This is a genomic window from Microbacter sp. GSS18 (genome assembly GCA_029319145.1).
Classification (GTDB): domain Bacteria; phylum Actinomycetota; class Actinomycetes; order Actinomycetales; family Microbacteriaceae; genus Microbacterium.
Map to the genome: position 1 here is coordinate 2,566,710 of CP119753.1, position 13,709 is coordinate 2,580,418.

Sequence of the window (13,709 nt, forward strand, 5' to 3'; positions counted from 1 at the left end):
TGAGAACAAGGAGCGCCGATGACGGCCACAGCTTCCTCCCCCCGCTTCGAGCACCACCGCGAAGCACTCGGCATCGGAGAAGCGCAGCCCCGCCTGTCGTGGACGATCGCCGAGGCACCGGGCGGGTGGCACCAGACGGCGTACCGCGTCGACGTCCGCCGCGACGGCGACCTGCAGACGTTCGAGGTCGCCTCGGGCGACCAGGTGCTCGTGCCCTGGCCGGCGGCTCCGCTGAGCTCGCGCGCCCGCGCCGAGGTGCGGATCAGGGTCCGGGGGAACGACGGCGTGTGGAGCGACCCCGGCCCCTGGGCGGCCGTCGAAGCCGGTCTGCTCGATGCATCCGACTGGTCCGCGGGGCCGATCGGGGCGATCTGGAACGAGAACCCGGCCTCCGACCGCCGCCGCCCCTCGCTGGTGCGGCGCGCCTTCACCGTGCGCCCGGGTCTCGTCGGCGCACGCCTCTACGCCAGCGCGCACGGCCTCTACCAGGCCGAGGTCAACGGGCAGCGCGTCGGCACCGACGTGCTCTCGCCGGGCTGGACGGTCTACCGCGAGCGCCTGCGCTACTACACCTACGACGTCACGGACCTCCTCGCCGAAGGCACGAACGCCGTCGGCGCGTGGCTCGGCGACGGCTGGTACCGCGGCCGCCTCGGCTGGCGCGGCGGCTGGCGCAACCTGTCGGGCGACGACCTCTCGTTCATCGGCCAGCTCGAGCTGACCTACGCGGACGGCACGCGCGACGTCGTCGCGACCGACACGTCGTGGAAGGCGGCACCGAGCCCCATCATCGCGTCGGGCATCTACGACGGCGAGGACTACGACGCGCGCGAGGAGTACCCGGGCTGGTCGCGCGGCGGCTTCGACGACGCCGCCTGGGGGCGCGTGCAGCTGCGCCGACGCGACCCCGCCACGTTCGTGGCGCCGACCGCGCCCCCGGTGCGCGTCACCGAGGAGCGCCGCCCCGTCGAGGTGCTCACGACGCCCTCCGGACGACGCATCCTCGACTTCGGCCAGAACGTCGTCGGCGTCGTTCGCCTGCGCGCCACCGCGCCCGCGGGCACGCGCGTCACTCTGCGCACCGCCGAGGTGCTGCAGGACGGCGAGCTCTACACCCGGCCGCTGCGCGACGCGCTGTCGACCGACCGCTACACGTTCGCCGGGCGCCCGGAGGGCGAGGAGTGGGAGCCGCGGTTCACGTTCCACGGTTTCCGGTACGTCGAGGTGGACGGCTGGCACGGCGACCTCTCCGCGGATGTCGCGGACGGGGCGCTGGTCGCACGCGTGATCCACACCGACCTCGAGCGGACCGGGTGGTTCACGTCGTCGGACCCGCTGCTGAACCGTCTGCACGAGAACGTCGTGTGGGGCATGCGCGGCAACTTCGTCGACATCCCCACCGACTGCCCGCAGCGCGACGAGCGCCTCGGGTGGACCGGCGACATCCAGGTCTTCGCGCCGACCGCGTCGTATCTGTTCGACTGCTCGGGCATGCTCACCGGCTGGCTCCGGGACCTCGAGGCCGAGCAGCTCCCCGACGGCACCGTCCCCTGGTACGTGCCGGTGATCCCCGCCGACACCATGTGGACGCCGCAGCGACCGGGAGCCGCCTGGGGCGACGCCGCGACCGTCGTCCCCTGGACGCTGTACGAGCGCTTCGGAGACCGCGAGGTGCTGCGCACGCAGTTCGACAGCGCGCGCCGCTGGGTCGACCTCCAGTCCGAGATCGCCGGCGATTCGCGCCTGTGGAACACCGGCTACCAGCTGGGCGACTGGCTCGACCCGGCCGCTCCGCCGCAGGATCCCGCGGATGCCCGCGCCGACCGGTATCTCGTCGCGACGGCCTACTTCGCCCTGTCGGCGCGCCTGGTCGCCCAGATGGCGGCGGTCCTCGGCGAGGACGACGCGGCGTCGCGCTACGCGACGCTCGCCGCAGAGGTGCGCGACGCGTTCGTCGCGGAATATGTCACACCCGAGGGCCGCATGACCTCGGATGCACAGACGGCCTACGCCGTCGCGCTCCGCTTCGACCTGCTGCCGGCCGAGCTGCGCGCACCCGCCGGAGACCGCCTGGCGGAGCTCGTCCGCGCCGAGGGGAACCGCATCGCGACCGGATTCGTCGGAACGCCGGTCATCGCCGACGCGCTGAGCGAGTCGGGGCACCCCGACACCGCGTACGACCTGCTCCTCGAGCGCTCGTGCCCGTCGTGGCTCTACCAGGTCACGATGGGGGCGACCACGATCTGGGAGCGGTGGGATTCGATGCTCCCGGACGGCAGCGTGAACCCCGGCACCATGACGTCGTTCAACCACTACGCCCTGGGCGCCGTGGCCGACTGGATGCACCGCGTCGTCGCGGGCCTGGCGCCGGACGAGCCGGGCTACGCCCGCATCCGCTTCGCGCCGCGACCCGGCGGGGGCCTCACCTCCGCATCGGCTCGGCACACCACGCCGTACGGCGAGTCGGCGATCGCGTGGTCGCTCGAGGACGGCGACCTGCGCGTGCGCGTCGAGGTGCCCGTCGGCGCGACCGGGGTGATCGACCTCGAGGGCAGGGAGCCCGAGACCGTCGGCCACGGCGTGCACGAACGCTCCCTCGCGACCGTGGCGGGTGCGGCATGAGCGCGCAGCAGCCCCGCATCGCCCTGCTCCACACCGGCGCCGTCGTCATCGGCCCCGTGGGCGACCGCGCCCGCGCCGCGATCCCCGATGCGACGTTCGTGAACTACCTCGACGACCGCATCGTCGCCGACCTCGGCGACCCCGACCGCGCCGCATCGGTGCCCGAGCGCGTCGCGGACCTCGTGCGTGCCGCGCAGGCGGGCGGGGCCGACATGGTGATGCTGACATGCTCGTCGATCTCGGCCCTGGCAGCGCCCACGGCCGCGGAGGTCGGCATCCCGGTGCTGCGGATCGACGAGGCGATGGCCGACGCGGCCGTCGCCACAGGGCCCAGGATCGCGGTCCTCGCGACCCTGCCGACCACGTGCACCCCGACGGTCGCGCTCATCCAGGAGCGGGCGGCGCTCGCGGACACCTCTCCGACCATCAGCGCCGAAGTGATCGACGGCGCGTTCGCCGCGGTCTCCTCCGGCGACCGCGCCACGCACGACCGTCTCGTCGCGGCCGCCGTCGAGCGCGTCGCCGACGACGCGGACGTCATCGTGCTGGCGCAGGCGTCCATGGCGTCGGCTGCCGAGCAGGTGAGCGTCGGCGTGCCGGTGCTCACCAGTGTCGCCCCGGGAGTGGAGCGGCTGCGCGAGATCGTCGCCGCCCGCGGAGAGGAGGATGCGCGATGAGCGCGACGAGCACGACCGCGCTGCGCGGCCACGCCCCGCTGACACCGCTCGCCGCGGCGGACGCACAGTGGCGCAGCGGCTTCTGGGGCGCCGTCGCCGAACGGACCCGCGAGGTGACGGTGCCCTCGATGGGACGCATGCTCGACGACCCCGCGATCAGCCCGGGCCTGACCAACTTCCGCGTCGCCGCGGGCCTCGAAGAGGGCGTCCACCAGGGTCCGCCCTTCATGGACGGCGACACCTACAAGTGGCTCGAATCGGCGATCGCCCAGCTCGAGACCGCCCCCGACCCGGTCCTCGCCGACCGCATCGAGCAGATCGCGCAGCTGATCGCGTCGGTGCAGCGCGAGGACGGGTATGTGCACACGCCGACGACGATCGCCGCGAACAACGACGAGGACGTCGTCGCCCTCGCCGACCGGTTCAACTTCGAGACCTACAACCTCGGCCACCTGATCACCACCGCGGTGCGCCACCATCGGGTCACGGGCTCCGAGACCCTGCTGGACGTCGCGAAGGGCGCCGCCCGCTTCCTCGAGATGCTCGCGACCGACAAGCCCCTCGAACTCGCCCGCAGCGCGATCTGCCCCTCGCACTACATGGCCGTCGTCGAGCTCTACCGCGCGACCGGCGACGACCGGTACCTGCGGCTCGCGGAGTCTTTCGTGCGCGTGCGCGACGACTTCGAGGAAGGCGGGGACGACAACCAGGACCGCATCCCGGTGCGCGAGCAGACCGCCGTCGCCGGCCACGCCGTGCGCGCAAACTATCTGTACGCCGGGCTCGCCGACCTTGTTGCCGAGACGGGCGATCCGCAGCTGCGGACGGTGCTCGACACGCTGTGGCAGGACGTCGTCGACAGCAAGCTCTACATCACCGGCGGCTGCGGCGCGCTGTACGACGGGGCGTCGCCCGACGGCTCGCCGTGGCAGGAGGACATCAGCCGCGTGCACCAGGCGTACGGCCGCTCATTCCAGCTGCCCAACACGACCGCCCACAACGAGTCGTGCGCGCAGATCGGGATGATCTTCTGGAGCGAGCGGATGCTGGCGCTCGACGCCGACGCACGCTACGCCGACGTCATCGAGACGATCGCGTTCAACTCCCTTCTGTCGAGCATCGGGCTGGAGGGGAAGACGTACTTCTACACCAACCCGCTCCGCCAGGTCCGCGACCTGCCCTTCCCCCTGCGCCGCGCCGGCGACACCGCACTCCACCCGGTCCCGTCGCCGCCGCCCTCGGACGCTCGGCTGCGCGAGGAGTACCTCAGCTGCTTCTGCTGCCCGCCGAACATCGCGCGGACGCTGTCGGAGTTCCACGAGCGCATCGCATCCGTCTCGGGGGACGGCCTCTTCGTGCACCAGTACGGCGGCTCCGGCATCCGCCACGCCTTCGAGGACGGGCGGATGCTCGCGCTCGACGAGCAGTCCGACTACCCGTGGGACGGGCGGCTGACGTTCACCGTCGCCGACGCCGCGGGCACGGTGGCGCTCCACCTGCGGATCCCGGGCTGGTCGCGCGACGCGACCCTCACCGTGAACGGCGAGCCCGTCGAGGTCACCGCGCCGTCCAGCTACACCCGCATCGAGCGGGCGTGGCAGCCCGGGGATGTCGTGGTGCTCGACCTGCCGATGCCGGTGCGCATCGTCCGCGGCCACCGTCTCGCCGAGGAGATCACGAACCAGGTCGCCGTGCAGCGCGGCCCCGTGGTGTACTGCGTCGAGAGCCCGGACCTGCCCGCCGGCGTCGCGCTCGAGCAGGCCGCGCTGCGCCGCGGCCCGCGGCCGACCCCGGTCGAGGCCGAGATCGCCGGACACCGGGTCGTGGCCCTCGAGGCCGAGATCGCCGTCCTGCCGGCGGTCGCCGACACGCTCTACGACGACCTGGACGACGCCGAGGTCGCCACCGCGACGGCGCGGCTGATCCCGTACTTCGCGTGGAGCAACCGCGGTCCGAGCGAGATGTCGGTGTGGATGCCGGTGGTGTGGTGATCGCATGAGCAGCCAGCACGTGATCGCGACCTATCACATCGAGACGTCGCTGCCCCTTCAGCACGCGGCCGAGGTGCTCGCCGGCGAGCAGTCCACCGGCACGTTCGTGCGCGTCGCGCGCGAATCCGACGAGGTGCGCGCACGGTTCGCCGCGCAGGTGGAGAGCATCGAGGAGCTCGAGCCGACCGGCGCGTCGGCCCTGCCGGGCTCGGTCGGCGACCCAGCCGACCGCCGGCGCGCGCTGCTGCGCCTGCGGTTTCCGCTGGACAACTTCGGCCCGTCGCTGCCCAACCTTCTCGCCGCCGTCGCCGGCAACCTCTTCGAGATCAAGGAGCTCGCCGCCATCAAGCTGCTCGACCTCGAGCTGCCGTCGCCTTTCGCCGACCGGTACGCCGGACCCCGCTTCGGCGTGGCCGGGACCCGGCAGCTGATGTCGCGGGCCGAGGGCGCCATGATCGGCACCATCGTCAAGCCGAGCATCGGGCTGAGCCCCGCGGAGCTCGGCGAGCTCGTCGGCGAGCTCGCCGATGCCGGCATCGACTTCATCAAGGACGACGAGCTGCAGGGCAACGCACCGCACTCGCCGCTCGCCGCTCGGATCGCCGCGGTGATGCCGGTGCTGGAGCGCCACGCCGACCGCACCGGCGTGAAGCCGATGTACGCCTTCAACATCACCGACGACATCGACCGTCTCGAGGCCAACCACGACATGGTCGTGGCCGCCGGCGGGACGTGCGTCATGGTGTGCATCAACATGGTGGGCCTCGCCGGACTCGACTACCTCAGCCGCCGCTCGCAGGTCCCCATCCACGGCCACCGCGCGATGTTCGGCTCGATCAGCCGCTCCGAGCAGGTGGGCATCCACTTCCGCGCGTGGCAGCAGCTCGCGCGTCTCTCGGGCGCAGACCATCTGCACACGAACGGCATCTCGAACAAGTTCTACGAGTCGGACGCGCAGGTGCTCGATGCGATCGCCGCCGTCCGAGAGCCGCTGCTGGGCACGACGCCGACCGTGCCGGTGCTCTCGTCCGGCCAGTGGGGCGGCTTGGCGCACGCCACCTACGCCGCGGTCGGCTCGACGGACCTGCTGGTGCTCGCCGGCGGCGGCATCCACGGGCATCCCGACGGATCCGCCGCGGGCGTGGCGAGCATGCGCGAGGCGTGGGCGTCCGCGGCAGCAGGAGAGACCGCCGAGCAGGCGCTCGAGCGGTCGACGGCGCTGCGGCGCGCGACCGAGAGGTTCGGCCCGGTCCGTGTCTAGGGTGCGGGTCGCGTACTACGGCGACGACTTCACCGGCAGCGTCGACGTCCTGCTGCAGTTCGCCCGGCGCGGCTGGACGGGTCGGCTGTTCGCCGGGCTTCCCGCGCCGGGCCTGCTGGAGCAGGCGGCGCGCGACGTCGACGTGGTCGGCATCGCGGGGATCGCGCGGTCACTGACCACCGAGGAGCTCGAGGCCGAGGTGCGTCCCGCCCTCGAAGCGCTCAGGGCGCTGCGGCCCGCGGTCGTGCAGTACAAGGCGTGTTCGACGGCTGATTCGTCGCCCACGATCGGGAGCCTCGGACGGGTCATCGAGATCGCGCGCGACGTCGTCGGGGAGCAGCCGGTGCCGCTGCTGTTCGCGCAGCCCGACTTCGGGCGGTACACGCTCTTCGGCCACCACTTCGCCCGCGAAGGCGACACCGTCCACCGTCTCGACCGCCAGCCGACGATGTCGACGCACCCCTCGACCCCCATGACGGAGTCCGACCTCGCCGCCCACCTGTCCCGACAGACGACACTGCCGATCGGCCATATCCCGTTCACGGAATACACGTCGGTCGACGCCGTGGCTTGCGCCGTGCGAGAGTCCCCCGATGCCGCGCTCGTGCTCGACGCCGCGGACGACGGGCACCTCGAGATGATCGGCGCCGCCCTCACGGCGCTTTCGGGCGACGAGCCTCTCTTCGCGCTCGGCTCGGGCGGCCTCAGCTATGCGCTGGCCGGCGCCTCGCCGGGTTCGAGCGCGCCCCTGCCGCGCTCGACGGCCGGACACGGTCCGGTCCTCGCCGTCTCGGGCAGCCGTTCTGCACGGACCCGCGCGCAGATGGACGCAGCCGTCGAGGCGGGATGGTTCGTCGCGCCGATGCCGCTGGATCCCCGAGCCCGCGACGACGCCGTCGGCCGCGCGAGCGCGGAGCTGCGGTCGGGGCGGAGTGTCGCGTTCAGTTCGGATGACGCCGAGGTGTCGGCGCTCGCGCCGGGCGACGTGCTGAGCGCGCTCGCCGACACCGCGGCCGATCTGATCGGCCGGATCGCCCGCACCGGCGCCGTGCGTCGCGCCATCGTATGCGGCGGCGACACGTCCAGCCGCGTCACGACGCTGCTCGGCGTCGACTCGCTGTCGATCGCGGCCAATCCGACCGGCAACGTCGTGCTCCTCGAGGCGCACGCCGCTGACCCCGCGATCGACGGGCTGGAGCTGCTGCTCAAGGGCGGACAGGTCGGCGATGTCGACCTCTTCGAGGGGATCCGCACGCTCGGCGACGAGGGGACGTCCGACGCATGAGCGGCGTGCACGTGCGCCCTGTGCCGCCGCAGATCGTGGCCGCCGTCGCCGAGGCCGACCGCATCAAGACCCGCGCCATCGACCGCGTCGCCTACGCGAGCGATGCCTCGCACTACCTGTTCACCCCCGACGCCGTCGTGGTCGCCGAAGACGCCGCCGAGGTGGCGCGGGTGATGCGCGCGGCGTCGGCGTCGGCATCCGTCCTCACCTTCCGCTCGGGCGGGACGAGCCTGTCGGGCCAGTCCTCGGGTGACGGCATCCTCGTCGACGTGCGGCGCGGCTTCCGGCGCATCGACGTCCTCGACGACGGTCGCCGCGTGCGCGTTCAGCCGGGTGCGACGGTGCGGCAGGTCAACGCGCGCCTCGCCCGCCATGGCTACCGCCTCGGTCCCGATCCCGCCAGCGAGGCAGCCTGCACCATCGGCGGTGTCGTGAGCAACAACTCCTCGGGCATGGCGTGCGGAACCCTCGAGAACACGTATCGGACCCTGGAGTCGCTCGTCTTCGTCCTGCCGTCCGGAACGATCGTCGACACCGCGGCCCCGGATGCGGATGCCGCCCTCCGCCGCGCCGAACCGGACCTGGTCGACACGCTGCTGCGCCTGCGTCGCCGAGTCGTCGACAACGCGCGCTCGGTGGAGATCATCCGGCGCCAGTTCGCGATGAAGAACACGATCGGATACGGCGTCAACGCGTTCCTGGACTTCGACTCGCCCGCCGAGCTGCTCGCCCACCTCGTGATCGGCAGCGAGGGCACGCTCGCGTTCGTCGCCGAGGCGACCTACCGCACCGTCCCCATCCGTCCCCACGTGGCAACGGGTCTGGCGGTCTTCCCCGATCTCGACACCGCGACGCGCTCCCTGTCCGACCTCGTCGAGACCGGCGCCGCGACGCTCGAGCTGATGGACTCCACGTCGCTGCGCGTCGGCCAGTCGCTCGCCGGCGCCCCGTCGCAGATCACCGGCTTCGAGGTCACGGGCGAAGCGGCACTGCTCGTGGAGTACCACGCGTTCGAGGCCGACGAGCTGCGCGACCTCGTCGCCGCAGGACACCGGGTGCTCGATGCGCAGCCGCTGCGGGCCCGCGCACCGCTGGCCTCCGACGCCGCCCTGCGCGCGTCGGCGTGGAAGCTGCGCAAGGGGCTGTACGCGACGGTCGCGGGGGCGCGCCCGAGCGGCACCACGGCTCTGCTCGAGGACGTCGTCGTGCCCGTTCCCGCGCTCGCCGAGACCTGCGCATCGCTGCAGGACCTGTTCGAGCGCTACGACTATCGCGACAGCGTCATCTTCGGCCACGCCAAGGACGGCAACATCCACTTCATGCTCACCGACCGGTTCGAGACCGACGAGCAGCTGGGCCGATTCACGGGCTTCACCGCGGACATGGTCGACCTCATCCTGGCCGCGGGCGGAAACCTGAAGGCCGAGCACGGCACCGGTCGTGCGATGGCTCCGTACGTGCGGCGGCAGTACGGCGACGAGCTCTACGACGTGATGCGCGAGCTCAAGCGCGCGTGCGACCCCTCGGGCATCCTGAACCCCGGCGTCATCATCGACGACGACCCCGACGCGCACGTGCGCGGGATCAAGCTGGCCGACCCGATCGAGCCCGAGGCCGACCGCTGCGTCGAGTGCGGATACTGCGAGCCGGTGTGCCCGTCGAAGGACCTGACGCTCACGCCCCGCCAGCGCATCGTCACCCGCCGGGCCGTCGCCCGCGCGCAGCGCGAAGGCGACACGGCGTTCGCCGACGCCATCGAGCGCGACTACGACTACGCGGGCGTCCAAACCTGCGCCGTCGACGGCATGTGCCAGACGGCCTGCCCCGTGCTCATCAACACCGGCAGCCTCGTCAAGCGCCTGCGGAGCGAGGACCGCTCGCCCGTGATCGGGGCGGCATGGGACGCCGCGGCCACGGCGTGGGGCCCCGTGACACGGCTGGGATCGGTCGCCCTGACGGCGACGGAAAAGCTCCCGGCGGCCGCGGTCGCGGCGGTCACGAGTGTCGGCCGCGCCGTGCTCGGCGCCGACACCGTTCCCGCGTACTCGGGCGATCTGCCCGCCGGCGGCCCCGCCCGACGCGGGCTGGGGCCGAGCATCGGGTCGGGTGCGGACGCGCCGATCGCGGTGTTCCTGCCGGCATGCGTCAACAGCATGTTCGGTCCCGCCGGCGACGGCATCGGCGTCACCGCCGCGATGGCCCGGCTCGCCGAACGCGCCGGGGTCCGTCTCGTCGTGCCCGAGGGCATCGAGTCGCTGTGCTGCAGCACGCCGTGGACGTCGAAGGGCTACCCCGGCGGGCGGGCCACGATGGCGCGTCGCGTGGCCGACGCGATCCGCTCCTGGGGGACGACGCTTCCCGTCGTCAGCGATGCCTCGAGCTGCACCGAGGGCTTCGCGCACCTCCTCGCGGACGAGGGCGTCGACGCCGTCGTCGAGGACGCGGTCTCGTTCGCGGAACGCGAGCTGCTCCCGCGCCTCGAAGTGACCGCGCGCCTCGCGGGCACGCTGGCGCTGCATCCGACCTGCTCGTCGACCCAGCTCGGGATCGACACCGCGCTCGTGGGCGTCGCCTCCGCCGTGGCGGACGACGTCCGCATACCCGATGCCTGGGGATGCTGCGCGTTCGCCGGGGACCGCGGCATGCTGCATCCAGAACTCACCGCGTCCGCCACGGCCGCCGAAGCGGCCGACGTCGCGGCGATGGGGGCCGCCGCCCACGCATCGTGCAACCGCACGTGCGAGCTCGGCATGACCCGGGCCACGGGCGAGAGCTACCGCCATGTCCTCGAGCTGCTGGAGGAGGCGACGCGGCCCGCGCAGCCGATGGAGTCCGGGCCCGGCACGGAGCGGGCCACCCGCACAGACGTGACCCGGGCCGACCCGCGCAGCGCGTGAGTCGGCCCGGTTCCGCGGCCCGCCGGATCAGCCCGAGACGCCCTCCTCCTCGCCGGTGGGCTCCATCCCGGTCATGAGACCCGAGTTGGTCGCGCCGAACGAGTAGAGGTAGGTGGGCTTCTCCTCTCGCAGCATCTGCGCGATGGCGTCGAACTCGCTCAGGCTGTAGTGGACGAAGATCTGGTCGTCGGTGATGACCGGCGCCGCCAGCGGCGTGCCGTCCGGGAAGAAGTACGCGTATCCGCGATACGTCCGACCCTCGTAGAGGTAGATGCCCGCGACCGCGACCCCCGGACTGAGGTTCGTCGTCGGACGCGACGACCAGCGTCGGATCGCGTATGAGGTGATGTTGTACGTCGCGTGGAGCCTCCGTGACGTGGGGCCTCATAGGGTGGGTCCATGCCGCTCCTGGAGCGCGACGAGCAGCTCGCCGCCCTCGACAGCCTCGCCGACGGGCTGCCGAGCGGGTCCATCGCGCTCGTCGGCGCCGAGGCGGGGGCGGGCAAGACATCGCTGCTGAGGGCATTCGCGGCGCGCGCCCCTGCCGGCATGCCGGTGCGGTCGGGGCGGTGCGATGATCTCGCGACGCCCGCCTCCTTCGCTCCGCTGTGGGACATGGCCGACACACTGCCCGACCCGGTGACGGCGGCCCTCGACGGGGACGGTCCACGGGTTCCGGCCGCGCTCGCGGCGGCGTTGCGGGAGCAGCCCAGCGTACTGATCCTCGACGACGTCCAATGGGCCGACGAAGCCACTATCGATCTCATCGGCCACCTGGGGCGACGGATCGACGACCTGCCGCTCCTGCTGTGCCTGGCTTATCGCAGCGACGAGATCGACCGTGATCACCCGCTGCGGCGAGTGCTCGGGGAGCTCTCGCGATCCGCGATCCGCGTCGACCTTCCGGTGCTCACGATGCAGGGGGTCGGCCGGCTCGCCGAAGGCACCGGAGTCGATGTCGCGCAGCTGTATGCGCACTCGCGCGGCAACCCGTTCTTCGTGACGGAGTTGCTGGCAAGTCCTGCGCTCGAACCGACCCGAGCCGTCTCGGACGCGGTGATGGCCCGTGTGGCGAGCCTTCCCGCCTCGGCCTGGACAGTCCTCGACGTCGTCGCACTCGCACCCCAGGGTGTTCCCACAGACCTGCTCGCCGCGCTCGGCCGCGACGCCGAGGCCGACGCGGACCGCGCACTGGAGCGCGGTCTGCTCGAGGTCTCGGGAACGCGGCTGCGGTGCCGCCACGATCTGGTCCGCACCGCGCTCGCGAACGGCATCCCGCCCCTCCGGCGCCGGCGCGTGCACCAGCTCCTGGTGGATCGGCTCGCGTCGCGGGCGACGACCACCGCCGACATCGCGCAGGTCGCCGCCCACGCGATAGGAGCCGGCGACGACCGCCGCGCCGCCGAGTACTCGCTGCGCGCGGCGCGGCGGGCCGCCGCCGATGGGGCCCATCGCCAAGCGGCGCGCCACTTCGCCCATGCGCTCGAGCGACGCGCTCACCTGCGGCCCGACGAGGTCGAGCATGCCCTCGACGCCTGCGCCAACGAGGCCTACTTCGCGCATGATCTGGACCTCGCGATCGCGTGCGCACTGGAGCTCCGCGAACGCGCGCGCGACCTGCCACCCGCGGAGCAGGGGCGCCGCACCGCGTGGCTGTCGCGCCTCGCCCACTACGCCGGCGAGAGCGACCGTGCCGCCGCGCTCGCCCAGGAGGGCATCGACCTGCTCGCGGGCGGAAGCGATCCGCTCCAGGAGAGCTATCTGCGCTGGTGGCGTGCGCTGCTCGTCGGAGACGACGCTTCCGCGCGGCGACTCGGGACCCGCACCGTCGCCCTTGCCCACGAAGCGGGGAACCTCGCGATCGCGGCGCACGTCCTCGTTTCGGCCTACGGCACGGACGACCGCTGGGTCGAGCGTCTAGAGCAGGGACTCGAGGTCGCGCGCCGAGCGGGGTCGGACGAGCAGACCGCGCGGGCCTACTGCAACCTCGTCTATCAGTCCGTCGTCGAACGCCGCCTCGACGAGGCTGACCGGTGGCTCGACGAGGGCCTGGAATGGACGTGGGGCGAGGACATGACGTTCTGGTGGGACGCCATGGTCGACAGCCGCGCGCTGCAGCGCTTGTATCGCGGCGAGTGGGACGCAGCGCTCGAGGACTGCGACCGCACGATCGACGGTCAGCGGGCACTGCGCTGGCAGTCCTGCGCCGCGCACACGCGGGCGACGATCCTGCTGCGCCGTGGCGCGCCGGGCGCGGCTGCGGCACGGGCGTTCGCGGCCGCATGCGCCGCGGAGTCCAGCCACGACGCGCTCCTCGCGACCTCGCTCGAAGCCGAGACGGCCTGGACCGCGGGCGCCGACCCGGCCACCGCCGTGGACGGAATCGCGCTGGCGACGACGGCAGGCGACCGGCCGAGTCCGTGGCTCGTCGGCGGCGCGGTGTTCTGGCTGGCCAAGATCGACCCGGGCCTGGTCCCGCCTGAGGTGCGGTCGTCAGTGCCCGAGCCGGTCATCCGCGAACTCGACGGCGATCGCGCGGGCGCCGCCGAGATGTGGCGCCGGCGCGGATGCGTTTTCGAGGCCGCGGTCCTCGATGGCCTCGGCGACGACCCGGATGTCATGCGCAGGGCGTTCACGGAGCTCACCGCACTGGGCGCCGAAGCGACCATGGCGCGTTTGCGCCTCGAAGCACGCGCTCGCGGCGTGCGCGCCGTTCCGCGGGGCGCACGCGTGTCCACGGCGTCCGATCCCGACGGCCTGACGCCCCGCCAGGTCGAGGTTCTCCGCCTGCTGGGCGCGCGCTTGACCGATGCCGAGATCGCGGCTCGGCTGCATCTGTCCGACAAGACCGTCGGCCATCACGTCTCGGCGATCCTGGCACGCCTGGGCGTGGACGGCCGGCGCGAAGCCGGCGCCCACGCCCGGACGCGTTTCCCCAGCGACCCCGGCGTGACCGGGGATCCGATGCGCGGCTGA

Annotated in this window: 7 protein-coding genes; all 7 read left to right on the forward strand. The window is 72.8% G+C overall.

All coding sequences use genetic code 11. The annotated features are described in order from the left end of the window. Positions 1–18: 18 nt before the first annotated feature. On the forward strand, positions 19–2,622 hold the full coding sequence (locus P0L94_11790) for a family 78 glycoside hydrolase catalytic domain (protein ID WES63137.1): 2,604 nt from the start codon (positions 19–21) through the stop codon (positions 2,620–2,622). Continuing rightward, positions 2,619–3,299, forward strand: a complete 681-nt coding sequence (locus P0L94_11795; protein ID WES63138.1) for an aspartate/glutamate racemase family protein — start codon at positions 2,619–2,621, stop codon at positions 3,297–3,299. Before P0L94_11790 ends, P0L94_11795 begins: the two co-directional genes overlap by 4 nt. After that, positions 3,296–5,290, forward strand: a complete 1,995-nt coding sequence (locus tag P0L94_11800) for a glycoside hydrolase family 127 protein (protein ID WES63139.1) — start codon at positions 3,296–3,298, stop codon at positions 5,288–5,290. The genes P0L94_11795 and P0L94_11800 overlap by 4 nt, the downstream gene beginning before the upstream one ends. A gap of 4 nt (positions 5,291–5,294) precedes the next feature. Next, entirely contained in the window at positions 5,295–6,551 is a 1,257-nt protein-coding gene (locus tag P0L94_11805; protein ID WES63140.1) for a RuBisCO large subunit C-terminal-like domain-containing protein, read from the forward strand. After that, the gene (locus tag P0L94_11810; protein WES63141.1) at positions 6,544–7,836 is read left to right on the forward strand and encodes a four-carbon acid sugar kinase family protein; all 1,293 of its coding nucleotides are present in this window, start codon (positions 6,544–6,546) and stop codon (positions 7,834–7,836) included. The genes P0L94_11805 and P0L94_11810 overlap by 8 nt, the downstream gene beginning before the upstream one ends. Continuing rightward, on the forward strand, positions 7,833–10,733 hold the full coding sequence (locus P0L94_11815) for an FAD-binding and (Fe-S)-binding domain-containing protein (GenBank protein ID WES63142.1): 2,901 nt from the start codon (positions 7,833–7,835) through the stop codon (positions 10,731–10,733). The genes P0L94_11810 and P0L94_11815 overlap by 4 nt, the downstream gene beginning before the upstream one ends. Before the next feature lie 399 nt (positions 10,734–11,132). After that, the gene (locus P0L94_11820; protein ID WES63143.1) at positions 11,133–13,709 is read left to right on the forward strand and encodes an AAA family ATPase; all 2,577 of its coding nucleotides are present in this window, start codon (positions 11,133–11,135) and stop codon (positions 13,707–13,709) included.